Origin of the sequence: Sulfurovum zhangzhouensis (assembly GCF_030347965.1) — a bacterium.
Taxonomy (GTDB): domain Bacteria; phylum Campylobacterota; class Campylobacteria; order Campylobacterales; family Sulfurovaceae; genus Sulfurovum; species Sulfurovum zhangzhouensis.
Map to the genome: position 1 here is coordinate 95,458 of NZ_JAQIBD010000001.1, position 26,178 is coordinate 121,635.

Sequence of the window (26,178 nt, forward strand, 5' to 3'; positions counted from 1 at the left end):
AATTTTAATTGCTTTAATTACTATGGAAGAACATCTAAAAGATTTTCATCTGTGATATCTACAGTTGTTGTAGTATCCGCTTCAACAACTACATTATCAATAAATCCTAGTACGTTTTCAAACTCACCTGTATTTGTGTATGCAACAAGTACAAGATCATAAGTACCAGTAGTCAACCAAGGGAGTGTAAATGTTCCATCTGTAGCATCAGTGCTTAGAACAGCATTAGAGAAGTTACTACCTGTAGTATTTGATTCAGCATCATCCCAACTTCCATCAGTATATGCATAAAGGATTGCCTGAGATCCGTTTACATCTATATTCATTGTACCATTGATCTCACCAACTTCGATATTGTCAATGATTTTAATTGTTGGTTTGAGCATGTATTTACCATTTCCAGTTGAAGCCACAGATTTTCTCACATCAAAGTCTGCAGTGATATTAACAACTCCACCCGCTGGGATAGTAAAACCACCGATCGCTTTATACCCTGTTTGGTCACCACTTGGAACAGTCAATTTTGCAGTTGGTGAACCATCAACAAACTCGATATAACAGTTAGAAGTATCAAGTTTGAAACGAACATGTGCAATTTCACCTGCTGGAAGCTCTACTTCATTAAGCATTGTACTGTTTCCATCTTGTAGTGTTAGAAGATCAATTGTTCTAGATTCATTAAAATCTACATCTTGCCAACTTTCATTACTGTCAGCATATTGATATCTAAGTCCCGTAAAAGTCACAAATACACTTTTTACATTTTCATCATCAGTAGGAGCATCAGTAAGACTCATGGAAGCTATTCCTGTAGTAGTTGATGTACTACCGCCTCCACATCCAGAGAGTAATAAGCTTAGGGTCAATCCCAAAGCGGCTATGAGTTGTTTCATGCATCATTCCTTTATAACAAATATTAACTACCAAACTCATTGTATAAAAAGTAAGCCTTATTGCCCTACTTTCAAACAAGAAGTACAATAAATACTTTACGCAACAATAAAGTGAGGTCTTTTTTTGTTGTACAAACGAAGTGTAGAAATTCATTTTGGCAACCCGGCTATCTACATGAGACCCGTGGCTTTCCGTCCTTGTTTCGCAACAAGTTTGGCACAACAAACTGAATAAATACTAATTGAAATGTAAAACAGGAGAAAAGAAGAAACGTAAAAATACATTCTAATAAGATGTATTTGGCAACCCGGCTATCTTCATGAGACCCGTGGCTTTCCGTCCTTGCTTCGCAACAAGTTTGGCACAACAAATAATATTTAAAAACTCTAATAGTCTTAGTACTCTTTATTATAGACTGATTACTCTTAAGATTAAATAAAGCTAATTAGATTAATTTAGATTTTTATCTATTATTAGAAAGTATTTGATCAAGTTATGTGAAACTATCTAATAGAAAACTAAGACTTATAGGGTACTTTTGCAGAAGGCGTATCTTTTGCCGTATATTTCAAGTGTGCATCCTGATCATCAAAGAAGATATCCGCACCAAATGCTTTGATCACTTCATACTTCTGTACCCCACCCTGGAAGAACGCTTCATCAACACGAACACCCCATGCATCAAGTGTACGAAGAACTCTTTCATGTGTAGAGAAATTACGTGCAGTGACCAAAGCCGTACGGATCGGTGACTTTTCCATAGGAAATCTATCCTGAATATCAGAAATGACTTTCAAAAATTTAAAAAAAGGACCTTTGCTTAATGGATTTTTGGCATTTTCCCTTTCATATGCCAGGAATGCCTCCAGACCTTTTTCTTGATAGATCTTCTCACTCTCATCACCAAAGATCACAGCATCACCATCAAAAGCAATTCTTACTATATCTGATTCGATATCAACGGAAGGCTTATGTGGAAGTATAGTTGCGGCAGCGACATCAGCATTAATTGCATCTTGTACATCCTCAGAGTGGGCAGAAAGAAAGAGATCAACCTTAAAGGCATCAAGATACCTAGCTACCGGTGTTCCTGCTGTCCATCCGCTACGTTCTATCTCTAACTGATAGTGTTCGATAGAACGTCCGATACGCAGTCCTGTAGCAGCATTATTCCTTGAGAGAATGATAACTTCGATAAGTTTATCATCAAAACTTTTATTGATTGCCAGTAAGTTTTTCACAAAACGAAATGCTGTACCAACCTCTAAAGGTGTTTCTTCATGTTCGAGTTGATAATTATAGTAAGCTTCAAGCCCTTTATCATCAAAAATTCTATTCTCTTTTTCAAGATCAAAAAGTGCTCTTGACGAGATAGCAATTACCAATTTGTTTTTAAGATCATATGCCATTAAACATTCTCTTCAAACATATCGTCCTGGATCGCATTGGCTCTTTTGATCATACGTCCAAATGTAGAATCGATCGTCTCCGTCAGATCTTTTAGATCCATAACATAAGACATTGCCTTATCTAGCTCGCCCTCATTCATCTCTTGCTTTTTCCCAAACACTTTTCCCAGTAATCCACTGCTTTTTTCATTTTTTGAAGATAGAATCTCACATACTTTGTCACTCTGTTCATGCCATTCTGCATGACGTGCTGCCAATGCTTTGATATTTTCACTTCCATAAATTTTGCTAAGTAATGGTTTTCTTGTCTCCATCCATTTATGAATCGGGCAATCAAAAAGTTTCACACATGCATCTTCATGAGGTACTAACCCTTTTACTGCTTTTTCAACCACTCTTAATCTATTATCATGATGCATATTGAATTCTTTTAATTCATTGATAAACACTTCTTTACTGCCCAAAACATTCCTCCTAAGAACCGTATTGATGTAATTTTATCATAAATAGTTCATCACCCACTGTTGGCTCATAAAATAAAAAATATTTATAATTAACATAGTTATATATTAATTAATTACATGTATAATGCGCGTTTTAAAAAAATAGTTAGCTTTGGAAGGAAGAAACAATGCAAAGGCCTACTCCTAAAAATGAACAGATTACTCTTGATCCTAAAAGATATATTGTAAGTAAGACAGATCCAAAAGGAGTAATAACCTATGGAAATGACTACTTTGTAGAGATATCCGGATATAAAGAGGCTGAACTTATCGGTAAACCTCACAATATTATTCGTCATCCCGATATGCCTAAGGTAGTCTTTAAACTCATGTGGGATCGTATCCAAAAGGGACAAGCTATCATGGCTGTGGTAAAAAATATGGCTAAAGATGGTAGATACTACTGGGTTGTTACCGAATTTGAATCGAAAAAAGACAAACTGACCAATGAAATTACAGGATATACTGCATTTAGAAAAGCTGCTTCAAAAAATGCAGTGAAAGTGATAGAACCTATCTATCAAAAGCTTCTTGAGATCGAAGCCCAGTCTGGATTGGAAGCTTCAGAACAATACCTTATTGGTTTCCTTGAAGAAAAAAATCAATCCTATGATGAGTTTATCGATCAAGTAGTAGGAAATAATGGAATATTTAAATTATTCTTTGCTGCAATGAAAAAACTTTTTGGATAGTCAAAAAAGGTAACTGATAGTATAATAAACAACATTATATATTAGGGAGGATGAGAAAATGAGTTTTGGAAATATAATATTACTTATCATTGTCGGAGTGATAGGTTATCTGATCGCTATCTATAATAAGTTTGTTTCACTTAGAGCAGGAATTGATGCCGCATGGTCGGATATCGATATACAGCTTAAACGCCGTTATAATCTTATTCCAGCGTTGGTTGATACTGTCAAAGGATACAAAGAGTATGAAGCAGGGACTCTTGAAAAGGTCATTCAGGCCAGACAGGCCGGACTTGATGCAAGAAGCATAGAAGAAAAGGCTGCTGCTGCCAATATGCTAACAGGAACGCTAGGTAAACTTTTTGCTTTGGCAGAAGCATATCCTGATCTCAAAGCCAACACAAACTTCCTTGATCTACAAAATCAGCTAAGCCATATCGAAGATACGATACAAAATGCAAGACGCTACTACAATGCCATCGTACGTGACTACAATACAAAAGTTCACTCATTTCCCGATCTTTTTATCGCACAAAAATTCAACTTCACCGAACGTGATTATTTTGAACTGGATGAAAACGAAGCAGCAGCTGTTAAGACAATGCCTAAAATAGATCTGTAAGAGCTATGAAACGTTTTTTTGTAACTACTCTGCTTTTAGCAGGGTGTTTTACCCTGCTTTTTGCAGAGAAGATCGATCATTATAAAGTCGATGTCACCGTAGAACAGAGCGGTGAGCTTTCGATCACAGAAACTATAGATTATAATTTTGAAAATGCTTCAAAACACGGATTGTTTCGTGAAATCCCTTATCAGATCAAAGTAGGTTCAGTTATTAAAAATATCGGCATTTATGAGTTCTCCGTAGAGCAAGACGGGGAATTTGCAGAATGGGACCAAACTTCATCATACTCTGACAAAATAGGTAAACTGATCCGTCTCAAAATAGGCTCAGCTTCTACTTATATCACGGGAAAACATACCTATACCATTTCTTACAGAGTGAAACTCGGAGTTTTACCTGCCGCACAGGATGAGTATAAGGACGCAATACGGTGGAATGTGATCGGCACGGGATGGCAGATCCCCATTGATAATATCCAAGCCAACTTTTATTTACCGGCATCACTACCAAGCCATGATATTTCACTCTCTACATTCACAGGAAGATACGGTACATTGACCTCCTCTGCTTCCACTCGTTGGATAACCCCTTCGCATCTTCAAGTTAGTGTTTCCCACTTAAATCCTTATGAAGGTGCGACTGTTGAATTGGCATACCCTGAGGATAGACTGGATCAGCACGGTATTGAAAACTTGGAGCCGTCATTCTGGGAATGGATGTTAAATTACTGGCACTGGGCTGCACTAGTCGGATTTCTTCTCTACTTTAAAAAAATGTATGAAAAGCACACCGGTTTTGTCGATAACCGTGCTGTAGCTGTACAATATTATCCACCCAAAAACATGAGTATTTTAGAAGCTGGACTGGTACTTGATAAGTTTGCTGACAACAAAGATTTCTCTGCAGCAGTACTGGAATTGGCTGAACAGGGGTATCTGGAGATATATCAAAGCACCCATTCATCCGATCCTTTATTGAAAAGAACGGAAAAAAACTCAGAGATGCTTGGCATGGATCAGAAATACCTCCTTGATCATGTACTTTTTAATGCTTCAAATAGTTTTACTTTTACACAAGGCTCTAAAAGCAAAGCTGAAACACTCCAACAAGGTTTTTCAGATATAAATGAAAGACTTTACCAATGGGTTGTGGCTGACGGGTATATGATGGAGAACCCTCAGCGTATACGTAAAAGCTTCCTTACAAAAAGCATTCTCTATCTGCTTCCTGTGGTTGCCTTGGTCTTTTATACTTTTTATGTTCACTATGGAAGTGAAGGTATTTTCCTCATGATCTTTCCTATTGTGTTTGGCTCAGTAGGATTGTCAATTGCCCTTTCTGGAAAAAATATCTTTAACAAAATATTCGGTTTTACATTTGCAGGAATGGGTATGACACCGATTACTGCACTCTTTATGGAACATAATATTAGCATCGTAAAATTTCTTACCGGTCCTTTTGGCGTCTTACTTATACTTCTCTTTTCTATGATCTTTACCTATAAAAAAATTGGAAGATTCACCCAAAAAGGTGCTTACACACGAAAACATCTTTTAGGGTTGCAAGAATTTATAGCTAGAGTAAAAGAAGATGAAATCCGAAGACGATTAAAAGAAGATCCTCTTTATCTTGAAAAACTTCTGCCTTATGCCGTTTTGTTCGGGGAGACAAAACATTGGCTTTCATTCTATGGATTGTTAAGTGTCACTGCACCGCAATGGTATCATGGGGATATGGACGATCTAAGTGATTTTAGTTCATCCGTTGATCGTTCTGCAACTCCACCATCAAACAATACAGATGGCAGCGGTTTTTCAGGTGGTGGCGGTTTCTCCGGCGGTGGTGGCGGAGGCGGAGGTGGAGGTTCTTGGTAACTCCACTTTCCATTACTCTTTTGTTTCCAACATAATATGTCAATTTGAAATATTTTTACGCTTTTTCTGTATCTTTACCTATACTTTTAGTATGTATAGAAATAAAAAAGAAAAACTTTTCATTAAAGAATTACTTGAAACTCCACTGATCACCTACCCTGCCTACTATAATGTGAGTAGCAGTATGATGAATAACGACTATCTTCATAGTGCTCTTATTGCGCTTCACAGTATGGATTTTTATCATTATGCAATGCCGGAAAGTTATGAAAAAATCTTTGAGACATTTGCAACCGGTGCATTTGCAATCTTTAAGGAGCAGTATATTGTGGGATATTTCGGTGACAAAATGATGTATCTTGAAGCCAATGGTTGGCGTGCAATGCCGGTCACAAGAGACATATTCTATGTTGAACATTGGCTTGTTTAATTTAAATTTTAAATGATTATAAAAAAAATCAAATAAAGTTATTTTAATTAAGACTAATTTTATCTTAAATGGCTATAATTTGATTACATCTTAGGTATCGAAGACTTTTTATTCTTCCTCCTTTTAAAAAATGTTATTGAGACGACTACCAACGTAACAAAACCACATTTCGGTACTTAAGATCGTAATCTTTCCCCTCTAAAATCAGCAGACTATTGCAAATTCTTACTTTATTAGGTTATTATTAGATGAACTTAGTATGGAAGGAAGAAAAGATGAAAACAAATTTAAATAAATTTCTCGATTTTTTAATTGATAATCATGGTAGTGACCTCCACCTTAAATCCGGCTCAACAGTACATTATAGAAAAGATGGAGAACTTTTAAGCTTGGATACTAAAATATGTACAGTAGAAGATATAGAAAATGTTGCTAAGTCTCTCTTATCAGAAGAAAGTTTTAAAAGACTTCAAGAGACCAAAGAACTAGATCTAAACTATACATATAATGAACAGAATCACTTTCGTGTAAACTTTTTCTATCATATTGATGGGATGAGTATCATTTTTCGTCTAGTTCCTATGGAAATCCTCTCATTTGAAAAACTAAGACTTCCTGAAGTAATCAAAGAACTTGCCGATACCCCTCGTGGACTTATCCTTGTGACCGGTGTAACAGGTTCTGGTAAGTCAACTACAATTGCGACGATGATCGACAGGATCAATAGTACGCAAAAGAAGCATATTGTAACGATAGAAGACCCTATTGAGTTTATACATCATGATAAAAAATCAGTTATCTCACAAAGAGGTGTAGGTGAAAATACTCTCTCTTATAAAAATGCATTTAAATCAGTGTTGAGAGAAGACCCTGATGTAATTTTTGTAGGGGAGATACGTGACCTTGAGAGTTTGGAAACAGCGCTTCATGCTGCAAGTACCGGACACCTTGTTTTCTCTACGCTTCACACACTTGATGCAAAAGAGACAATTAACCGTCTGATCAATATGTTCCCTACCCATGATCAGAACCGCATACGTATGACACTCTCATCGGTCCTAGAAGGTATCATATCTCAACGGCTTGTAAAACGTGAAGGCGGTGGTCGTGTCGTTGCAGTAGAAGTAATGAAAAATACTACACGTATAGCGACGCTTATAGCTGAAGGAAGGGATAAAGAGATTCTGGATGCTATAGAAGAAGGATCACAGGTTTACGGATCACAATCATTTGATCAGGCACTACTCGAACTCTTTCAACAAGGACTTATCTCTGAAGCAACTGCTCTGGAAAATGCAACAATTATGAGTGATATGAAACTCAAACTTCAAGGTATCGAGATCGCAAAGGTATAACCAACTTGTTCTTAAAAAAGAAAAGCAGAGCAGAAGCTCTGCCCTCTTTATCATGATATATTAACTACAACTTCTCCATTTTGAACATCAAATGCTACTGAACTTCCTTCCACAACTTTATCCTCTAGAATCAGTTCAGCCAATCTGTCTTCAACCACTTCATAAAGTGCTCGTTTAAGCGGTCTTGCACCATAGACAGGATCGAATCCGGCTTCGGCAATATACTCTTTTGCATTTTGACTTAATGAAATCGTAATATCACGCTCTGCAAGCTTTGATTGAATAGATTTAAAGAGGATATCAACAATGCTCGTGATCGCGTTCAGATCAAGCGGGTTGAATATCACCTGGTCATCCAGACGGTTTAAGAACTCCGGCTTAAAGTGAAGCTTCAGTTCATTCAGTACCGCCTCTCTACGTTCATTTGGATCACTAATAGTCATGATCTTATCTGAAGCGATATTTGAGGTCATAATGATAATCGTATTTTTAAAATCTACAGTAACACCTTTATTATCTGTCAAACGTCCATCATCCAGAACTTGTAACAGTGTATTGAAAACATCCGGATGTGCTTTTTCTATCTCATCAAAAAGTACAACAGAGTAAGGCTTACGGCGAACTGCCTCAGTAAGTTGTCCACCTTCTTCATATCCGACATACCCAGGAGGTGCACCGACCAAACGAGATGCTGCATGTTTTTCCATATACTCACTCATATCGATACGAATAAGCGATTTTTCACTGTCAAAGAGGAACTTAGCCAGTGTCTTAGCTACTTGTGTTTTACCTACCCCTGTTGGCCCCAGGAACATAAAGCTGCCGATAGGACGATTTACATCGCTCAGACCTGCTTTATTACGTTTGATTGCTCTTGCAACAGCTTTCAGCGCTTCATCTTGCCCTACTACTTCTTCTTTGAGTACCTCTTCAATATGAAGGATCTTCTCTTTTTCACTTTGAAGCATTTTATTAACAGGGATACCTGTCCAGCGACTCACGATACTTGCGATCATCTCTTCATCTACAGAGTTCTTAAGTAAAGTACCCTCTTTCATCATCAATGTCCACTTCTCTTCAAGTGAATTTAACTGCTGTTTAAGTGCCGGGATCTGCCCATGTTCTATCTCTGCAACTTTAGAGAAGTCTCCATCACGTTTAAGTGCTTCTGCCTGTGTTTTTAGCACATCGATCTGACTCTTCACATCTGCAATATCATTAAATGTCTGTTTTTCATTATCAAACTGATTCTGAAGCGTTATCTTATGCTCTTCAAGATCAGCCAATTCTTTTTCGATCTCTTGAATACGTGCTGTATTTTTCTCGCTATCTTCCATTTTGAGGGCTTCTTTTTCAACCTGTAATGTAGAGATATCCCTTTTTGCTTTGGCAAGGTCAGTTGGTTCACTCTCAATTTGCATTTTAAGCTCTGCTGCCGCCTCATCAATAAGATCTATCGCTTTATCTGGTAAAAATCTGTCCGTGATATAACGATCCGATAACTTAGCAGCAGATACAAGTGCTGAATCAGTGATCGTTACATTATGGTGTGCTTCAAGTTTGTCTTTGATCCCTCTAAGGATCTGCAACGCTTCATTTATAGAAGGTTCATCAACTTTTACCGGTTGAAAACGTCTTTGAAGAGCAGCATCTTTTTCAAAGTACTTTCTATACTCTTTGAGTGTTGTTGCACCGATTGTATGCAATTCTCCACGTGCAAGTGCCGGTTTAAGGATATTAGCCGCATCCATACTTCCTTCACTCGCCCCAGCACCGACAATGGTATGGATCTCATCGATAAAGAGGATAATGTTAGCTGCTTGTTTGACTTCATCGACTACTGCTTTAAGTCTATCCTCAAATTCACCACGGTATTTGGCACCCGCAATCAATCTACTCATATCCAAACTGATGACACGCATATTTTGAAGGCTTAGAGGTACTTCTTTATTGACGATACGCTGTGCAAGTCCTTCCACAATAGCAGTCTTACCGGTTCCAGGTTCACCGATCAAGATAGGATTGTTTTTGGTTTTACGGATCAAAATCTGCATCATACGCTGAACCTCTTCATCACGACCAATAACCGGATCAAGTTCGCCATCTAATGCTTTTTTATTCAAATCAATACCGTATTGTGACAAAGCCTCAAGTGTTTCATCTCCACTCTGAGAATCAATGCTTTTACCTCCACGGATTGATTCTAGTGTCTTCTTAAATTCAGAGATATCAAGATATTTTCCTATAACATCTTTGATAAAGCCCTCATTGGTATTAGCCATAAGCCACGTATCAACTGCAAGATACTGATCACCCTGAGCTGTCATTACTCCCTCAGCACTCTGCAATGAACGTACAAGATTCATCGAAAGTTTTATATTCTCTTTTGTTACTGTTGATACAGTAGGTAACCTGCCTGATTGACTTTTTGCTTCCAGTTCAATCGCTGCTTTATCAACATTCATTTTGTTGAGTGCTTGATGTAAAATTGATTGAGTGTTTGTTAAAAGCGCCCATATCAAATGTATTGGTTCTACTTCCTGGTTTTTATTGTGCAATGCTAAAGAGACACCTGATTCTATAGTACTCTGCATCTGATTGGTTAATTTTTCTAATATACTCATTTTTATACTCCTCTTACACAATTATTTTAAATTATACAAACTTTAGTCACTTATTGTCAAGTTTATTTAGTCTTTTGATTAAAAACCAACTTTTAATACTTATACTAAAAGGTTAACCGATATTCAAGTGATTTTTTAATAAAATAATACACTTAATTCTTTGCGCAGGACAAACTACTATTATGATACAAAAAAGTAAAAAAGTCATTACAGCCGGACTGCTTGCTACCCTTGTCGGTAGTTATTTTATGGGAGTATTTGCTCACGCAGAGATCACACCAAAACAATCTTCTGCAAAAGAAAAGCTAGAAGCGTATCTCAAATTCACACAAATCCTTAATGTCATCGAAACACAGTATGTTGATGAAGTCAATACCACTGAACTGGTCGACAAAGCACTCAAGGGACTTTTAAACAACCTTGATGCACACTCAACATTTATGGATACAAAAGCATATAAAGACCTTAGTGTTCAAACCAAAGGTGAATTTGGCGGATTGGGTGTTTCTATAGGAATGAAAGACGGTGCTCTTACGGTTATCGCACCAATTAATGGTACACCTGCAGACAAAGCGGGATTAAAAGCTGGAGATATTATCCTGAAAATCGATGATAAAGCAACTATCGGTATGGATATTGATGAATCAGTAAAACTAATGCGAGGAAAACCTGGTAGTGATGTAACTCTGACTATCATTAGACAGAAAGAGACAAAACCGCTTGAAATCAAGATCACAAGAGATATTATCAAGATTCAATCTGTCTATGTAAAGTCTATCGACAACAACCTGCTCTATCTGCACATCGCATCATTTGATCAGAAGGTCGTTGATGATGTTCAAAAAGCAATAAAAGAACATAATAATACTAAAGGAATTTTACTGGACCTACGTAATAATCCAGGTGGTTTACTTGATCAAGCCGTAGGTCTTGTTGACCTATTTGTTGATAATGGCATCATTGTTTCACAAAAAGGCCGATCATCCATTGAAAATATTGAATATAAGGCAACTAAGCAGGATAGTGATGCAAAAACACCTATCGTTGTACTTGTCAATGGCGGGTCTGCATCTGCTTCTGAGATCGTTTCCGGTGCTTTACAGGACTTCAAACGTGCGATCATTGTTGGTGAAAAAACGTTTGGTAAAGGTTCAGTACAAGTAGTTATGCCTGTAGGTATGGATGAAGCTGTAAAACTTACCGTAGCAAGATACTACCTGCCAAGCGGCAGAACAATACAAGCTGAAGGTGTGACACCGGATATTACTGTACATCTTGGAAAGATTGAGTATATAGAAGACCCTATGCTTCTCAAAGAAAAAGAGCTTAAAAAGCACTTGACTAATGAACTTGAAAAGATCAACAACGGCAACAATAAAAATAATAAAAAAGTACTGACTAAAAGCAAAGAAAACAATGAAACAAAGGCGGATGATTCCATTATCACTGATACGCAGCTCTATGAAGATGCGCAACTCAAAAGTGCAGTGGATATCCTAAAAGCATTAATCATCACAAATAAAGGAAAGTAGTAATGACAAAAACAGAACTGCTCTACGAAGGTAAAGCAAAAAAGATCTGGCGAACAGAAGATCCAAGTCTTCTAATCTCTGAATTTAAGGACTCTTTGACAGCGTTTAACGGCGAGTTGAAATCAAGTGAGGAAGGTAAAGGCGCACTTAACAATGAGATTTCGACTGAACTTTTCAAATATCTCAATGAAAAAGGTATCCCTACTCACTTTGTAGATACTATCGATGAGAACCATATGCTTCACAAAAAAGCAGAAGTCATTAAGATTGAAGTGATCGTACGTAATATTGCTACAGGAAGTTTAAGCCGTAACCTCGGTATTGCTGAGAAAACAGTTCTTCCATTTACACTTGTTGAATTTGACTACAAGAACGATGAACTGGGTGATCCAAAACTCAATGATCAGCACTGTCTGATTTTGAACCTTGTTAACAATACTGATGAGCTTGATTATATCAGATATATGGCAAGACGTATCAACAAGATTCTAAGTGAGTTCTATGCACAACTTGATATCACTTTGGTCGATTTCAAACTTGAATTTGGTAGAGATAAAGACGATAACATCATACTGATTGATGAGCTTAGTCCGGATAACTTCAGACTTTGGGATACTAAAACACAAGAGAAACTTGACAAAGATAGATTTAGACAGGGATTAGGTGGTCTTACAGAGGCTTACAGACAAGTTCTAGAAAGAATTAAAAACAGATAAGGATAATTGAAATGAAGGTAATCGTAAACGTATTTCTAAAAGAGGGAGTTCTTGATCCACAGGGTAAGGCTGCACACCATGCACTTACTTCACTTGGTTTTGAAGGTGTAAATGATGTACGTATCGGTAAGCAAATCGTACTGGATATTGATGCATCTGATAAAGCTGAAGCCGAAGCAAAAGTAAAAGAGATGTCAGAAACACTTCTTGCAAATACAGTTATTGAAGATTATTCTATAGAGATAGCATAATGAAAGTAGCAGTCCTTAGATTTCCTGGAACAAACTGTGAGTTTGATACGCAATATGCGTTTGAAAAACTAGGTCATGAAACTGAGCTTGTTTGGCATGAAGAGACAACTATTCCTCAAGGAGTTGATCTAATTGTAGTACCTGGGGGATTCAGTTACGGAGATTATCTGAGATCAGGTTCTATCGCTAGATTTGCTCCGGTGATGAAAGCTGTAAAAGAGTATGCCGACAATGGAGGTAAAGTACTTGGAATCTGTAACGGTTTTCAGATCCTGACTGAAGCTGGCTTATTGCCAGGTGCATTGAAGCGTAACAATAACCTACACTTTATCTCAAAGCATCAGAAACTTTGTGTTGTCAATAACGATAATGCTTTTTTAAACAAGTGTGAGAATGGTGAAGTACTTAATATTCCTATCGCTCATGCAGATGGTAACTATTATATTGATGATGAGAGTCTAGCTAAAATGGAAGAGAATGGTCAGGTCCTTCTTCGTTACTCTGATGCAGAAGGAAACCGTGTTGTAGTGAATGGATCGGTAACATCAATCGCCGGTGTTTGCAATGAAACAAAAAATGTTTTTGGTCTCATGCCACACCCTGAACGTGCGTTGGAAACGATTTTGGGTTCAGAAGACGGCATTAAGATGCTTCAAGGGTTTGAAGCGTAATGCTATACCTTTATCGCTCTCTGCTGCTCATCATAGGTATCTTCTTTGCCTTAAGTATTCAGCTTAATGCAGAGAGCGTATACCAATACAGCTACTTTCCAAAGAAGATTTATAAAAACCAGGTATTCCCTGTTACCGTGATCGGTATCAATAGTAAACAAGACCAAATACCGGCGTTTACCTTTGATCCAGGTAGTGATATCAAACCATTGTCGAACAAACCGCTTGTAATCAACAATAATAATGACAGCTTCTATACCTTTTACTTTAAGGCTAAAGATCGTGGTATACGCGTCCCTGCACTACGTATAACTACTTCCTCTAATTACACAGAACTTCCATCAGGTTTTGTCCCGCTTACAGCATTAGAACCGAGAGAAGACTTCTGTGGTGTGATCGCTGCAGATATGAAAGTAAAGAACTCTCAGGTTTCTAACTATGATGAGACCAATCATATCGTCACTCTTAATATAGAAGCCAATGAAGCAAATCTTGAAGATATGAAGCTTAGTACTGTTGAAGAGAGTGGAATCGAAGATATCTTAAGAGATAATGCAAAAGTTCATGGAGACTTCTATGCAATTATACCTACTGCACAAAAAGAACTGAAATTTACCTACTTTAACACGATTCAACATCAATACATATCTCTACAAATACCTGTGGATGTTAAAGATGCATCCGTATCTGCACATGCTGAACTCAATCCAAAAGAAGATAGTTTTGAACAGATCAAAAAATTTACACTTGTTACTTTAACACTTTTTATGTTTGTAATGTTCTTGTTTAAAAGAGATTTCTTTTTCCTAGTTGTAGGGGTCGTGTCATTTATTACCCTGCTTACTCTCTACATTCCGCACAAAACAATATGTATAAAGCAAGGAGCACCACTTTATATCCTGCCTACACATACAAGTACAGTCAGTACATACTTGGATGACAAACTTGAAGCACCAATATTGGGTGAGCGTAAGCAGTATCTCAAAATTGAGACAAAACAAGGAATTATAGGATGGGTAAAAAATGAAGATCTTTGCGAAAATTAGATTTTACTGGGGTGCATTTGTTATTGCATTCATAGTAGGAGTACTCATGATCCCCTTGATTACGCTTTTCCCTGCTCAGAAGGGAAAGATCATGCACTACCTTAACAGAATCATTCTTTTTTTGATGAATAGTAAAGTCGAACAAGTGGGTCTTGCAGATCCTAATGCAGATATGATCGTTATGAACCATCAAGGAATTATAGATATCATCGCTATGGAAGCACTTCAAACTGGACATTTAAGATGGGTAGCAAAAAAAGAGCTTTTTGATATTGTATGGTATGGACATTTGCTGAAGAACGGTGATATGATCTCTATTGATAGAGAAAATAAAAAGGGCCTCATTAAGATGATCAAAGATGTTAAAGAGTCTTTGGAAGTTAAAAACCGTAAAGTTGTCATCTTTCCTGAAGGCACCCGCGCTAAACACCAGAAGCTGCTTCCTTTTAAATCAGGTACAAAATTCATTGCTGAGAACATGAAGCTTAAGGTACAGCCGGTAGTAGTCACAGGAAGCAAATGGGTACTCAATGAACATGATAAAACCTGCCACAGCGGTACGGTAAAGTATATTTATCTACCAACTATTGATGTAAGTAAGGCAGATGATACGTGGTTTGAAGATTTGCATACAAAAATGCAGGAGGAGATAAATCGTGAGTTCCATCACCATCATCGCAGTCGCTAGTGGAGGTGCTATCGGTGCGACATTGAGACTCCTTATCAACGGTATAGTTAATAAGCACTTTGCTCATGTACTTCCCCTTGGTACACTTGCTGTAAATCTTATAGGAAGTCTTTTGATCGGTATGCTCTTTGCTTATTTCCATCATAACAGCAGTTTCCCTCCATATATAAAGACATTTTTGGTTACAGGTATTCTTGGTGCACTGACCACCTACTCTACTTTCGCCATAGAGAGTTTCTTTTTACTTGAAGCCGGTCATTTTATGCAAGCATTTGCCAACATAGTACTTAACCTCTTTGGAACGATCCTGTTAGCAGGATTAGGTTATTTATTAGTATTAAATTTTACAAAATAGGAAAAACATGTCAACGCTAAGAGAAGAAGTAGAAAAACATATTCGTAAACTTATCCTTCCACTTAAAGAAGAAAACGAACTAAAAGAAGTACTCAAGGTCAGACTGACCAAAAAAGAATTCAAATTACTTCAAGGATGGGCTGAAGGTACCAATCAAACGGATCTTGTACAACAGCTCAATCTGGATGAAGAAAAGTATGGTGATCTTTCTATAAAGCTAATCAAGAAACTCAACCAGGAGAAATTGAAACAAGAAATGATGGTTGGTTTGTAAGTTTTAAAAAATTAACCGTCATTGTACTCACGCTTGCACAACCATTTCAAAATAAATGGCGGTACTATCGTAGTGAGTACGATCACAAAGATCAAGACTGCATAGATCTCATTCCCAATGATTCCATTGATTCTCCCTATCTCAGCAAATATTAGTCCTACCTCACCTCTAGGTATCATTGATACACCGATCATAGATTTATAGTAAAAACTATAACCATTGACTAAAAATGCCCCTAGATACTTACCAAGTACAGCAACAATAAACAGCATAAAACTCATTATCCAAAAAGAAGATGATGTAAAATCTATAATTTTTAGGTTCATAGAGAGCCCTACAGTCACAAAAAATATTGGCGTGAACATATGCATAATAGGATTGATCGAATGAGTGATTTTCTCCAAAAAGTCCTCATCTTTTTGCAAGCTGGCACCAAAAGGAATGATAAATCTACGTGACAAAGCTATACCTGCAGAAAAAGCACCTAATATTTCCGGTGCACCTGCTAAATGTGCCAGATAGGCGAAAAAAACGATCAAAGATATGATCGATGTCGGTATAAACCCCGGTACTCTTGAGAACTTGTCCAGTTTTCGTAACAGTAAAGAAAAATAATGTGCTAAAAACGGAGCAAAAACTAAAAATGTAATAATGAATGCAGTTACACTCATTGTATGTTTGAGACTCACCTCTTGATGAAGTGCATAATCATAGATAAATACCAGTAATATGACACCTATAATATCATCCAATACTGCTGCACCGATGACAACCTGGGCCATACTGCTGTTTTCTTGCTTAAGATCTTTAAGGACCCTAAGAGTAATTCCTATGCTGGTTGCAGTCAATGTGCCGCCTATAAACAAAGAAACTTCAGGAGAAAGATGAAAGAAATAGTAGGATACCAAAAATGCTGTTATAAAAGGTGATATCACACCAAAAAATGCAACTATAGTCGCTTGTTTCCCAGCTTCTTTAAGACGTTGAAAATCTGTATTCAGCCCTACTTCAAACAACAAGAGGATGATACCGATCTCTGCTAGGATCTTTAAAATTTCATTTACTTCTATAAGTTCCAGAAAAGAGCTTCCCAGCAATACACCCGCACTTAGTTCACCAAGTACAGCCGGAATACCAAATCGGGAAAATACTTCACCGAGTAATCGGGCACTTACAAGAATTAAAAAAAGCGTTAAAAAAAATTCGTGTACTTCTATCATAATGTGACTATTATACTGGAAATATTATACATAGTGGACTTTTATCTATAAACATTTTTTGATATCATAGATAAAATAATGAGATTTAATTCAAAAGAAGTACTTACTTCCTTCCTTTCTTTTTATCTTTAGTGCTTTTATTTTCATCATAGACTTTAAAACCATCGCGCTTCGTTGTTTTTCGTTTTTTGGTTTTTGAAAAAGTCGTTGATTTTTTCTTTTTACTTCCAAAAGCACCATCTGTACTTTTCTTTTTATCGCTCTTTCTGGCACCTTTTTGAGTACCTAGCACTTTTGGTGCATACCCTTCAAGGTTCTCTTTGGGAAGAGGCCTCCCCAGCATACGTTCAACATCTCTTAATGCAACCATTTCGCTAGGTGAGATCAGAGTAATAGCGAGTCCTGCTTTCCCTGCTCTTCCGGTACGGCCGATACGGTGGATAAAATCTTGTGTTACATGGGGAATATCATAACTGAAGACAACCTCAAGACTAGGTATATCCAAACCTCTTGCTGCAATATCTGTTGCAACTAATACACGAATCTTGCCCTCTTTGAAATCGCTCAATGCTCTACTGCGCTCACCAGAACTCTTCTCACCGTGAATCACAGCTGTTTTAAGTCCAGAAAGTTCTAGTTCTTCGGCGACCATGTCTGCTTCAGCTCTTTTTCTTACAAAAACCATCACCATGGAATAATTTCTTGATCCTATTAGATAAGAAAGTAGTTCTGCTTTTTTCTCTGCTTCTACCGGATAAACAACCTGTTTTACCAAAGAGGCAGCTGTTCCCATATTATCTACTTCGATACGTTTTGGCTTATGCAGTACCTCACGCGATAGTTTTTTCAGAGGTGCAGAAAGCGTAGCAGAAATCAATATATTCTGTCTTGTTTCCGGAAGATGCTGAAAAATTTGAGAAACTTCATTGAGAAATCCCATATCAAGGATTGTATCTGCTTCATCCATTACTAAGAACTTGATTGTTTTAAGATCAATATGATTTTTCCCAATATGCTCTAATAAACGCCCTGTCGTAGCGATAATGATATCAACACCATTTTTTAGTCTATTAGTCTGTGCACTGAAATTGGCACCGCCATAAAGCACTTCACTTTTGAGTGGGAGAAACTCTCCATACTCAACAAAACTCTGATGCACCTGCTTAGCAAGTTCACGTGTGGGTACAAGGATCAATGCTTTGGGATAATGTTTCCCCTCTTCAAATTTTCCGGCCAGGTCCTGAAGGATCGGGAGTGCAAATGCAGCCGTCTTACCGGTACCGGTTTGTGCACCGGCTAAGACATCATGGCCTGAAAAAATTACTGGAATGAGCTCTTTTTGTATCGGGGTTGCATCACTATAAGCTTTTTTCTCTAATGCCTTTAAAATTGATGGTTTTAAATGTAACTCAGAAAAAGACATTGCTCTATTTATTTCCGTTTCTATTTTCTACTTCTTCCAATCTACGTTTTAAACGCATCTTCTGCTTAGCTACTTCGCGCATATCCACATCACTATCACTTTCATCTACGATCTCAACACCCAAGATTGTCTCTACACAGTCTTCCAATGTAAGAATCCCCTCAGTTTGATCATAGCTGTCTACAACCAAAAACATATGGTCCTTACGTTTAATAAAAAGATCTAAAGCTTTGGATACAGGTATATTCTCAGAGATCTTAAATATCTTCTTTTGTATATCATTCAATGTTTGAGTATCATCTCTATGTGCATGCTTAAATATCTTTTTTGTCATTACAAGACCTGTGATATTTTCTATACTGCCTTCAAAAATAGGAATACGGGAAAATTTATAGATTGCCTCTTCATTATCTATAATATCCCTAAGTGTTCTTGTACCGTCCAAAGCGTATATCACAGTTCTTGGTGTAAGTATCTCTTCAACTTTAATACGGTCTAATTGAAGGATATTTTCGATCACTTCAGATTCCTGTTCCCTTAGGACACCTTCATCTTCACTCATCCATGCACTCTCAAGCAACTCTTCTTTACTCAATCCAGTTTTATCTGCATCTTTTTTAATACGATCTGTAACAAAAAGGGTAAGTAAGATCACAGGATAGGTGATCCAGATAAAAAATCTAATGATATATGCAGCCATTGGAGCAAGTTGTTTCCAATAAACAGCACCGATTGTTTTAGGAATGATCTCTGAAAAGAAAAGAATGGCAAAAGTTAGAATCGCTGAGACATAAAAGACCGCTTCATGTCCATAAACATTCTCAGCTTGTGCTCCAACTGCTGCAGCACCTAGTGTATTTGCAACAGTATTAAGTATGAGAACTGAAGCAATAGATTTGTTGATATTCTCTTTATGATCACGAAGTAATGCGCCTATTTGAGGTTTCTCACGCTCTAAAATAGATACAAACGGCATATTAATCGATAAAAGTACAGACTCTAAAATTGAACAAAGGAACGATATCCCCACAGCCAAAAGAAAAAATAGAATCAATAAGTCCATTTGTGTATTAAAACCTTTATAATAAAATTAATGTTGCAAGACCTAAAAAACTAAAAAAACCTACAACATCTGTTACTGTTGTCAAAACTACAGTACTGCCGATTGCCGGATCTACATCCATACGCTTTAATAGTAAGGGTACAACTGAGCCAAAGAACCCCGCACTCAGCAGATTTATAATCATGGAAAGTCCTATAACGACACCTAACATTCCTTTGTCAAACCATACCGATGCAATGATACCCATGATAAGTGCAAATAATAATCCATTGCCTAATGAGAGTAACACCTCTTTTTTAATTGTACGAAATGCATCATGCTTGGCAATATCACCAAGAGCAAGCTGACGTACAACAACCGTTAGTGATTGTGTACCGGCATTTCCCCCCATAGAAGCAACAATAGGCATTAATATAGCCAATGCAACGACACTTTGCAAGGTAGACTCGAACAGTCCTATCACGATAGATGCTACTATCGCTGTGATTAAATTTATACTCAACCATACTGCTCTTAGTTTGCCGGCTCTAAAAATGTTTTCATCCTCTTCAGCATCATCATTAAGCCCTGCCAGATGGTACATTTGATCAGTCGCTTGTTCATTGATAATATCTAAAATATCATCTGAAGTAATACGTCCGAGTAATCTTCCCTTTGCATTCACTATTGGCATAGATGCAAGGTCATACTTCTGGAACTTTTGAACTACATCATCAATGTCATCATAATCAGTTGCATAAATAGGTCTGTATTGTTCAGGATTTTCATTGATGTTTTCAGCCAGAGTTTTTGTAAAATCAAAGATAAGAAGATGATCGAGTCCAACACCGTAATGGAGCTTTTCATGCTCATCGGTAACAAACAGGTACGTTACATTTTCCAGTTCATCTTCTCTACGTAACCTTGCGAAATCACGAATAACATCATGCACATTCTGACTGAGTTTAGCTGTGTAAACTTCAGTTTGCATGTAAGCACCGGCTTCTTCATCCTTGTAACGCTTAAGCTGAAGGATATCAGCCTGATACTCTTCATCAAGTGCTTCAAAAACTTTTTTAGCTTTTTCCTCATCTATCTCTTCAAGTTCTTGAATAAAGTCCGTTTGGTCATCAGATTCAAGTTCGCTTACCGATTCAGCAATCTCTTCAGCAGTAAATGATTCGACAATATCACCAAAATACCGATCAGGAAGTTCCAATGCCACATCAGCAATCAGATCCTTCGGAATTGAATGTACGGCATCATCAAAACTCTTTTCATCAAGATCTTTAAGAAGGTTGGCGATCTCAGAGGGATGCAGTTCATCTTCACGATGGGCATTAAGATATTCTGTTAATTTATCCATAAGATCTCCTTTTAGTATTAGATAATGAAATTATACTCTGTTTTAAAATAGATATGTTTAATATTATAGAATGTAAGAAAAGATAGTGAAAATTGTAAGTTGACACCTAAAAGGTGTCATGGCTATTATTTAGCTTCTGGAAGATCGCATTTTTTGGTGATCATGCAAATTGGACAAAAATCAGCCAAACCTGCAATCAATGGAATAATTCCAAGATAGAACCATACGATACCTGTATAAATTCCAACACCAATAAGCCCAAGGCCGATAGCTATTCTAAACTTACGACAAAATTTTCTTATTTTATTATAATTCATATAAAATATCCTTATATAATTATTTTCGTAACTATACTAAAGTATTCTTAGAATAAATTGAGAGTAAAAGACTCCCTTATCAGGGAGTCTTTTAGAAGAGGTTATAGCTGTGGACCAGCGGAAGCAAAATCAAATTCACCGCCGTTTCCGTCATAACGACGGAAATTTTCTTGGAACATACCTGCAAGCTTATTGAGCATTGCATCATATTCTTCTTGATTTTCCCAAGTATCTCTTGGATTTAACACCTTATTATCTGCTACACCGTTAAGTGACTTTGGTATGCTTAGGTTAAAGATAGGCAGTTTATCAAACTCAGAGTCATTGATCGAACCGTTAAGGATACCATCGATACACGCTCTCGTATCTTTAATACTCATACGTTTACCTTTACCGTATGGACCACCTGTCCAACCGGTATTTACAAGATATACATTTACACCATGTTCATCAATCTTTTCGCCAAGCAGCTTAGCATATACCGTTGGATGCAATGGAAGGAATGCTTCACCAAAACATGCACTGAATGTAGCTTGTGGTTCTGTAATCCCTCTTTCTGTTCCAGCAACTTTAGCAGTGTATCCGCTAAGGAAATAATACATTGCCTGTTCTTTGTTAAGTTTAGATACTGGAGGAAGTACACCAAATGCATCTGCAGTAAGGAAGATAATATTATTTGGGTGACCAGCTTGTAGGTTAGCTTTATGATTTTTAATATGTTCAATAGGATAAGACACACGTGTATTTTCTGTTTTTGAACCATCTTCATAATCAACTCTACCGCTTTCGTCTGAAACAACATTCTCAAGCAGTGCATCCTTCACGATCGCACCATAGATCTCAGGTTCACTTTTTTCATCAAGGTTGATAACTTTAGCATAACAACCCCCTTCAAAGTTGAATACACCATTATCATCCCAACCGTGTTCATCATCACCGATCAGTGCTCTATTTGGATCTGTAGATAGTGTTGTTTTACCAGTACCGGAGAGTCCGAAGAAAAGACATACATCACCTTCTTTACCTACGTTAGCTGAACAGTGCATTGGAAGTTTACCCTCAAGTGGTAACCAATAGTTCATCATAGAGAAGATACCTTTTTTCATCTCTCCACCATACCAGGTACCACCGATGATCGCTGTATTCTCTTCTATATTAAATATAACGTAAACGTCAGAGTGCAGCCCATGTTCTTTATAGTTTTCATTTACTGTTTTACAAGCATTATATACTGTGAAATCAGGCTCAAAGTCTTCAAGTTCTTCTTCTGTAGGTCGAATAAACATATTTTTTACAAAGTGAGCTTGCCATGCAACTTCTGAGATAAATCTAACTTTTCTTCTACTCTCTTTACTTGCACCGGCAAAAACATCCATTACATAAATGTTTTTACCAGAAAGTTGAGAAAGAGAAAGATCTAAAAGTTCATCATAGATTTTTTTATCGATCTTTTTATTTACATCACCCCAAGCAATATACTCATTTGACGGTGCCTGATCTACAAAATACTTATCATTTGGACTTCTACCAGTAAAAATACCCGTGTCACACATTGCTGTTCCCGTAGTAGAGATCTTACACTCTCCACGGTTAACCTCGTGTGCCTGGAGTTCATCATAACTTAAATTGTAATAGACTTCCCCAATATTTTCCAGTCCTAGTTTATCTAGTCCATTTGGTATCTTGTTACCCATAATTCTTTCTTTAGCCTCGTTTTTTATTTAAATATTGACAGCAATACACCTGCTGCAACCGCTGAACCAATAACACCTGCAACATTCGGTCCCATCGCATGCATGAGTAGAATATTACCCGGTTTTGCCTCAGAACCAACTTTACTCGCAACACGTGCTGCCATAGGTACAGCAGAAACCCCTGCAGCACCGATAAGTGGGTTGATAGGCTCTTTTGAGAATTTGTTCATCAGTTTAGCCATCAGAACACCGGCCGCAGTACCTGCAGCAAATGCTAGAAGACCGATGATCATAATACCCATCGTTTCTGCCACAAGGAATTTGTCTGCAGCAAGTTTTGACCCTACACCCAATCCAAGGAAAATAGTAACGATGTTGATCAACGAGTTTTGCATCTCATTTGATAGTCTGTCTACAACACCTGATTCTTTTGCAAAGTTACCAAGAGCAAATGCCCCCATTAGCGGTGCAGCATCAGGCAAAATCAATGCAATCATCATAATGACAACCAAAGGAAAGATCAACTTTTCAAGTTTATGCACCTTTCTAGTACTTTTCATTACAATTTTTCTCTCTTCTTCTGTTGTCAACGCTTTCATTATCGGCGGTTGGATCACTGGAACCAGTGCCATATATGAATATGCTGCAACGGCAATCGCACCCAAGAGTTCAGGAGCCAAAGCTGAAGCGATGAAGATCGATGTCGGGCCATCTGCACCACCGATAATACTGATCGCAGATGCTTGCTTCAATGTAAAGTCTACCATCCCTGTATATTGAGAGAGTGCCGCTGCACCTACCAATGAACCGAATATCCCAAACTGTGCCGCACCACCTAGGAGAGCAGTTTTAGGGTTAGAAAGCAGTGGTCCGAAATCAGTCATTGCACCAACACCCATGAAGATGAGTAGCGGGAAGAATTCATTGGCGATACCCATATTGTAGATAATACCAAGCATTCCATGCTCTCCGGTCATATTTGCAATCGGTATATTGGCCAAAAGCCCACCAAATGCGATAGGTAGTAGGAGCAGTGGCTCAAAACCTTTAGCAATCGCAAGATAGAAAAGAAGAAATATAATAGTGAACATAATCAATCTACCCCAGCTTTGAGCAAAAAGACTTAATTCTTCTCCTTCACCGTTCTTGACTCCCTCTTTGGGATTAACCATGGCATTTAAACCGGTGGTTTCAAAAAAACTTTGAAGCAGCTGCGGAAGAGTTTTTGGATGATATGCCTCATCCTCTGCTGTTTCCGTACTTACAGATGCAGGTGCTTCATTGGCACTTGCATGAACGATCGATGTCAATGCAGTAAATGCAAATAACAGTGAAAGTATAAAATGTTTAAGCTTCATGATTAATCCATTGTTGCCAGAAGCTGCCCATCTGCTACTGAGTCATTTACATTTACGTTGATTGAAGCGATCACACCATCTTGTGGTGCAGCGATATCAATCTCCATTTTCATAGCTTCAAGGATCATGATCTTATCACCCTCTTTCACTTTGTCACCTGGATTAACCAATATTTTCCAAACGTTACCAGGAGTTTGAGAGTTGATATGTACTGAACCTTCACCTGCAACTACCGGTGAAGGTGTTGCTGCTTCAGCTACTGCAGTTACCTGTGCTACTGGTGCAATTTGGATATCTGCATCACCCTCTGCAACTTGTACGCTGTACTGTTTTCCATCTACTACTACTGTATAATTTCCTGCCATTTCTTTATCTCCACTACAATTATTTTTACCTTTTCTAACCATGAGAGGCCCCTCACCTTTCAAGAACGCAATACCTTTTTGATCACATGATGCTGCGATGAAGATATTCTCTTCACTCGTTTCAAGTCCTTCATCTTCAAGTACTTTTGTCCAATGAGCGATAGACTTGTTTTCATCACGGTCCGCAATATCAAGCGGGTTCTCTGTCGTTGGCTCAAGTTTAAGTTTTTCACCAGCCAATTTGATGATCTCAGGATCAGCTTCTACAGGCGTTTTACCGAAGTAACCAAGAACCATACGTCCATATCCAGGTGCGATCTGCTTCCATGGCCCAAACATTACGTTTGCATAAGCCTGTTGCCAGTAGAACTGACTTACAGGTGTTACTGAAGTACCGTAACCACCACGTTCAACTACTTCTTTCATCGCAAGGATCACTTCTTCAAATCTCTCAAGATCTCCTGCATCTCTCATCATCTGAGTATTCGCTGTCAATGCACCACCTGGCATTGGAGAGAATGGAATCAATGGTGAAACTTGCGTTGCTTCAGGCGGTATCATATATTCAGCCAAACACTCTTTAAGTCTCTCTTCATACTTAAGTACTTTATTAAGTTCGAGATCACCAAGATTGAAATTTGTCCCTTTTGTCGCATGTAGCATTGTAAGGATATCAGGCTGAGAAGTACCACCACTTACAGGAGAAGCAGCAAGGTCGATACCATTTGCACCTGCATCAAGTGCTGCAAGGTATGATGCAACAGATACACCTGCTGTTTCATGTGTATGTAGTCTAAGATGAACCTCTTCGCCAAGAAGTTTCCTAGCCATAGAGATCGTCTCATATACTTTATGCGGGTTCGCTGTACCTGAAGCATCCTTAAAACATACAGAATCAAAATCAATACCACTATCAAGAATATTTCTCAATGTTTTTTCATAGAATGCAACATCATGTGCACCTTGACATCCCGGAGGAAGGTCCATCATCGTTACAACCACTTCATGGTTCATACCATATTTTTTGATACACTCTGATGAATACATAAGGTTGTTTACATCATTGAGTGCATCAAAGTTTCTTACTGTTGATGTACCGTGCTTTGCAAACATTTTTGCAAAAAGGTCGATCATCTCACGGCTTCCTGTGTCAAGCATCACTGTATTGATACCACGAGAAAGGATCTGAAGGTTTGCGTCTTTTCCAACAATCTCCCTAAACCCATCCATCATATCAAATGCATTCTCTTGAAGATAGAAGTAGAGTGACTGGAATCTTGCTCCACCACCAAACTCAAAGTGTGTAATACCTGCTTGTTTAGCAGCTTCCACTGCAGGGAAGAAGTCATCCATCAGTACACGACCACCAAAGACAGATTGGAATCCATCTCTAAAGGTCGTATCCATAACATCAATGTATTTTTTTGCCATTTATGATACCTTAACCTTAATTT

Annotated in this window: 25 protein-coding genes and 2 riboswitches; of the genes, 13 read left to right on the forward strand and 12 right to left on the reverse strand. The window is 37.7% G+C overall.

The features are described 5' to 3' along the window. Positions 1-20 precede the first annotated feature (20 nt). From PGH07_RS00510 to PGH07_RS00520, 3 genes are all read right to left on the reverse strand, one after another. Positions 21-893, reverse strand: coding sequence for a DUF4382 domain-containing protein (locus PGH07_RS00510; RefSeq protein WP_289411931.1), 873 nt, complete (start codon positions 891-893; stop codon positions 21-23). 154 nt (positions 894-1,047) lie between these two features. After that, positions 1,048-1,122, reverse strand: a riboswitch (cyclic di-GMP riboswitch). Positions 1,123-1,192: 70 nt separating this feature from the next. Continuing rightward, a riboswitch (cyclic di-GMP riboswitch) is annotated at positions 1,193-1,267 on the reverse strand. A 145-nt stretch (positions 1,268-1,412) separates the two neighbouring features. Then, positions 1,413-2,303, reverse strand: a complete 891-nt coding sequence (locus PGH07_RS00515) for a 5'-nucleotidase (protein WP_289411932.1) — start codon at positions 2,301-2,303, stop codon at positions 1,413-1,415. Beyond that, complete coding sequence (locus PGH07_RS00520) at positions 2,303-2,767, reverse strand: hypothetical protein (protein WP_289411933.1); 465 nt, start codon at positions 2,765-2,767, stop codon at positions 2,303-2,305. Before PGH07_RS00520 ends, PGH07_RS00515 begins: the two co-directional genes overlap by 1 nt. A gap of 167 nt (positions 2,768-2,934) precedes the next feature. Here PGH07_RS00520 and PGH07_RS00525 point away from each other — a divergent pair, with 167 nt between their 5' ends. The 5 genes from PGH07_RS00525 (at position 2,935) to PGH07_RS00545 (ending at position 7,782) form a co-directional block, all read left to right on the forward strand. After that, positions 2,935-3,498 carry a PAS domain-containing protein gene (locus PGH07_RS00525; RefSeq protein ID WP_289411934.1) on the forward strand — a complete coding sequence of 188 codons (564 nt, stop codon included), beginning with the start codon at positions 2,935-2,937 and terminating at the stop codon, positions 3,496-3,498. Between the two features lie 58 nt (positions 3,499-3,556). Then, complete coding sequence (locus PGH07_RS00530) at positions 3,557-4,120, forward strand: LemA family protein (protein ID WP_289411935.1); 564 nt, start codon at positions 3,557-3,559, stop codon at positions 4,118-4,120. Positions 4,121-4,125: 5 nt separating this feature from the next. Further along, a complete protein-coding gene (locus tag PGH07_RS00535) occupies positions 4,126-5,997 on the forward strand; it encodes a DUF2207 domain-containing protein (RefSeq protein WP_289411936.1) in 1,872 nt (623 codons plus the stop codon). 91 nt (positions 5,998-6,088) lie between these two features. Then, complete coding sequence (locus tag PGH07_RS00540; protein WP_289411937.1) at positions 6,089-6,427, forward strand: hypothetical protein; 339 nt, start codon at positions 6,089-6,091, stop codon at positions 6,425-6,427. A gap of 275 nt (positions 6,428-6,702) precedes the next feature. Then, positions 6,703-7,782, forward strand: coding sequence for a type IV pilus twitching motility protein PilT (locus PGH07_RS00545; protein ID WP_289411938.1), 1,080 nt, complete (start codon positions 6,703-6,705; stop codon positions 7,780-7,782). 50 nt (positions 7,783-7,832) lie between these two features. Here the strand turns inward: PGH07_RS00545 and PGH07_RS00550 are convergent, their stop codons facing one another. After that, the gene (locus tag PGH07_RS00550) at positions 7,833-10,406 is read right to left on the reverse strand and encodes an ATP-dependent Clp protease ATP-binding subunit (RefSeq protein WP_289411939.1); all 2,574 of its coding nucleotides are present in this window, start codon (positions 10,404-10,406) and stop codon (positions 7,833-7,835) included. Positions 10,407-10,588: 182 nt separating this feature from the next. Here PGH07_RS00550 and PGH07_RS00555 point away from each other — a divergent pair, with 182 nt between their 5' ends. Genes PGH07_RS00555 through PGH07_RS00590 form a run of 8 tightly spaced genes read left to right on the forward strand, consistent with a single transcriptional unit; the run spans position 10,589 to position 15,939 of the window. Continuing rightward, positions 10,589-11,938, forward strand: a complete 1,350-nt coding sequence (locus PGH07_RS00555; RefSeq protein ID WP_289411940.1) for a S41 family peptidase — start codon at positions 10,589-10,591, stop codon at positions 11,936-11,938. A gap of 2 nt (positions 11,939-11,940) precedes the next feature. After that, positions 11,941-12,654 carry a phosphoribosylaminoimidazolesuccinocarboxamide synthase gene (purC, locus tag PGH07_RS00560; protein WP_289411941.1) on the forward strand — a complete coding sequence of 238 codons (714 nt, stop codon included), beginning with the start codon at positions 11,941-11,943 and terminating at the stop codon, positions 12,652-12,654. An 11-nt stretch (positions 12,655-12,665) separates the two neighbouring features. Continuing rightward, complete coding sequence (gene purS, locus PGH07_RS00565; protein WP_289411942.1) at positions 12,666-12,905, forward strand: phosphoribosylformylglycinamidine synthase subunit PurS; 240 nt, start codon at positions 12,666-12,668, stop codon at positions 12,903-12,905. Further along, positions 12,905-13,576, forward strand: a complete 672-nt coding sequence (gene purQ / locus PGH07_RS00570) for a phosphoribosylformylglycinamidine synthase subunit PurQ (RefSeq protein WP_289411943.1) — start codon at positions 12,905-12,907, stop codon at positions 13,574-13,576. Before purS ends, purQ begins: the two co-directional genes overlap by 1 nt. Then, positions 13,576-14,622, forward strand: coding sequence for a hypothetical protein (locus PGH07_RS00575; protein ID WP_289411944.1), 1,047 nt, complete (start codon positions 13,576-13,578; stop codon positions 14,620-14,622). The genes purQ and PGH07_RS00575 overlap by 1 nt, the downstream gene beginning before the upstream one ends. Before the next feature lie 46 nt (positions 14,623-14,668). Further along, positions 14,669-15,310 carry a lysophospholipid acyltransferase family protein gene (locus PGH07_RS00580; protein ID WP_289411945.1) on the forward strand — a complete coding sequence of 214 codons (642 nt, stop codon included), beginning with the start codon at positions 14,669-14,671 and terminating at the stop codon, positions 15,308-15,310. After that, complete coding sequence (gene crcB, locus PGH07_RS00585) at positions 15,279-15,665, forward strand: fluoride efflux transporter CrcB (protein ID WP_289411946.1); 387 nt, start codon at positions 15,279-15,281, stop codon at positions 15,663-15,665. The genes PGH07_RS00580 and crcB overlap by 32 nt, the downstream gene beginning before the upstream one ends. Positions 15,666-15,672: 7 nt before the next feature. Beyond that, a complete protein-coding gene (locus PGH07_RS00590) occupies positions 15,673-15,939 on the forward strand; it encodes a hypothetical protein (RefSeq protein ID WP_289411947.1) in 267 nt (88 codons plus the stop codon). Between the two features lie 11 nt (positions 15,940-15,950). Here PGH07_RS00590 and PGH07_RS00595 read toward each other — a convergent pair whose 3' ends face one another. From PGH07_RS00595 to PGH07_RS00630, 8 genes are all read right to left on the reverse strand, one after another. Continuing rightward, the gene (locus tag PGH07_RS00595; RefSeq protein ID WP_289411948.1) at positions 15,951-17,159 is read right to left on the reverse strand and encodes a cation:proton antiporter; all 1,209 of its coding nucleotides are present in this window, start codon (positions 17,157-17,159) and stop codon (positions 15,951-15,953) included. A gap of 103 nt (positions 17,160-17,262) precedes the next feature. Beyond that, positions 17,263-18,582, reverse strand: a complete 1,320-nt coding sequence (locus tag PGH07_RS00600; protein WP_289411949.1) for a DEAD/DEAH box helicase — start codon at positions 18,580-18,582, stop codon at positions 17,263-17,265. A gap of 4 nt (positions 18,583-18,586) precedes the next feature. After that, complete coding sequence (locus PGH07_RS00605) at positions 18,587-19,645, reverse strand: CNNM domain-containing protein (protein ID WP_289411950.1); 1,059 nt, start codon at positions 19,643-19,645, stop codon at positions 18,587-18,589. 16 nt (positions 19,646-19,661) lie between these two features. Next, positions 19,662-20,990: a magnesium transporter gene (gene mgtE, locus PGH07_RS00610; RefSeq protein WP_289411951.1), complete on the reverse strand. Its 1,329-nt coding sequence runs from the start codon at positions 20,988-20,990 to the stop codon at positions 19,662-19,664. A gap of 125 nt (positions 20,991-21,115) precedes the next feature. Then, positions 21,116-21,307 (reverse strand): YgaP-like transmembrane domain, encoded by a 192-nt coding sequence (locus PGH07_RS00615; RefSeq protein ID WP_289411952.1) that lies wholly within the window; start codon positions 21,305-21,307, stop codon positions 21,116-21,118. 101 nt (positions 21,308-21,408) lie between these two features. Then, complete coding sequence (gene pckA, locus PGH07_RS00620; RefSeq protein WP_289411953.1) at positions 21,409-23,001, reverse strand: phosphoenolpyruvate carboxykinase (ATP); 1,593 nt, start codon at positions 22,999-23,001, stop codon at positions 21,409-21,411. 23 nt (positions 23,002-23,024) lie between these two features. Beyond that, positions 23,025-24,359 (reverse strand): sodium ion-translocating decarboxylase subunit beta, encoded by a 1,335-nt coding sequence (locus tag PGH07_RS00625; RefSeq protein WP_289411954.1) that lies wholly within the window; start codon positions 24,357-24,359, stop codon positions 23,025-23,027. A 2-nt stretch (positions 24,360-24,361) separates the two neighbouring features. Continuing rightward, a complete protein-coding gene (locus tag PGH07_RS00630; RefSeq protein ID WP_289411955.1) occupies positions 24,362-26,155 on the reverse strand; it encodes a biotin/lipoyl-containing protein in 1,794 nt (597 codons plus the stop codon). Between the last annotated feature and the right edge of the window lie 23 nt (positions 26,156-26,178).

What these genes read in the sequence shown, in the direction of transcription:
- PGH07_RS00510 (WP_289411931.1), bottom strand. Translation starts at nt 893, where the DNA reads ATGAAACAACTCATAGCCGCTTTGGGATTGACCCTAAGCTTATTACTC.
- PGH07_RS00515 (WP_289411932.1), bottom strand. Translation starts at nt 2,303, where the DNA reads ATGGCATATGATCTTAAAAACAAATTGGTAATTGCTATCTCGTCAAGA.
- PGH07_RS00525 (WP_289411934.1), top strand. Translation starts at nt 2,935, where the DNA reads ATGCAAAGGCCTACTCCTAAAAATGAACAGATTACTCTTGATCCTAAA.
- PGH07_RS00530 (WP_289411935.1), top strand. Translation starts at nt 3,557, where the DNA reads ATGAGTTTTGGAAATATAATATTACTTATCATTGTCGGAGTGATAGGT.
- PGH07_RS00535 (WP_289411936.1), top strand. Translation starts at nt 4,126, where the DNA reads ATGAAACGTTTTTTTGTAACTACTCTGCTTTTAGCAGGGTGTTTTACC.
- PGH07_RS00540 (WP_289411937.1), top strand. Translation starts at nt 6,089, where the DNA reads ATGTATAGAAATAAAAAAGAAAAACTTTTCATTAAAGAATTACTTGAA.
- PGH07_RS00545 (WP_289411938.1), top strand. Translation starts at nt 6,703, where the DNA reads ATGAAAACAAATTTAAATAAATTTCTCGATTTTTTAATTGATAATCAT.
- PGH07_RS00550 (WP_289411939.1), bottom strand. Translation starts at nt 10,406, where the DNA reads ATGAGTATATTAGAAAAATTAACCAATCAGATGCAGAGTACTATAGAA.
- PGH07_RS00555 (WP_289411940.1), top strand. Translation starts at nt 10,589, where the DNA reads ATGATACAAAAAAGTAAAAAAGTCATTACAGCCGGACTGCTTGCTACC.
- purC (WP_289411941.1), top strand. Translation starts at nt 11,941, where the DNA reads ATGACAAAAACAGAACTGCTCTACGAAGGTAAAGCAAAAAAGATCTGG.
- purS (WP_289411942.1), top strand. Translation starts at nt 12,666, where the DNA reads ATGAAGGTAATCGTAAACGTATTTCTAAAAGAGGGAGTTCTTGATCCA.
- purQ (WP_289411943.1), top strand. Translation starts at nt 12,905, where the DNA reads ATGAAAGTAGCAGTCCTTAGATTTCCTGGAACAAACTGTGAGTTTGAT.
- PGH07_RS00575 (WP_289411944.1), top strand. Translation starts at nt 13,576, where the DNA reads ATGCTATACCTTTATCGCTCTCTGCTGCTCATCATAGGTATCTTCTTT.
- PGH07_RS00580 (WP_289411945.1), top strand. Translation starts at nt 14,669, where the DNA reads ATGATCCCCTTGATTACGCTTTTCCCTGCTCAGAAGGGAAAGATCATG.
- PGH07_RS00590 (WP_289411947.1), top strand. Translation starts at nt 15,673, where the DNA reads ATGTCAACGCTAAGAGAAGAAGTAGAAAAACATATTCGTAAACTTATC.
- PGH07_RS00595 (WP_289411948.1), bottom strand. Translation starts at nt 17,159, where the DNA reads ATGATAGAAGTACACGAATTTTTTTTAACGCTTTTTTTAATTCTTGTA.
- PGH07_RS00600 (WP_289411949.1), bottom strand. Translation starts at nt 18,582, where the DNA reads ATGTCTTTTTCTGAGTTACATTTAAAACCATCAATTTTAAAGGCATTA.
- PGH07_RS00605 (WP_289411950.1), bottom strand. Translation starts at nt 19,645, where the DNA reads ATGGACTTATTGATTCTATTTTTTCTTTTGGCTGTGGGGATATCGTTC.
- mgtE (WP_289411951.1), bottom strand. Translation starts at nt 20,990, where the DNA reads ATGGATAAATTAACAGAATATCTTAATGCCCATCGTGAAGATGAACTG.
- PGH07_RS00615 (WP_289411952.1), bottom strand. Translation starts at nt 21,307, where the DNA reads ATGAATTATAATAAAATAAGAAAATTTTGTCGTAAGTTTAGAATAGCT.
- pckA (WP_289411953.1), bottom strand. Translation starts at nt 23,001, where the DNA reads ATGGGTAACAAGATACCAAATGGACTAGATAAACTAGGACTGGAAAAT.
- PGH07_RS00625 (WP_289411954.1), bottom strand. Translation starts at nt 24,359, where the DNA reads ATGAAGCTTAAACATTTTATACTTTCACTGTTATTTGCATTTACTGCA.
- PGH07_RS00630 (WP_289411955.1), bottom strand. Translation starts at nt 26,155, where the DNA reads ATGGCAAAAAAATACATTGATGTTATGGATACGACCTTTAGAGATGGA.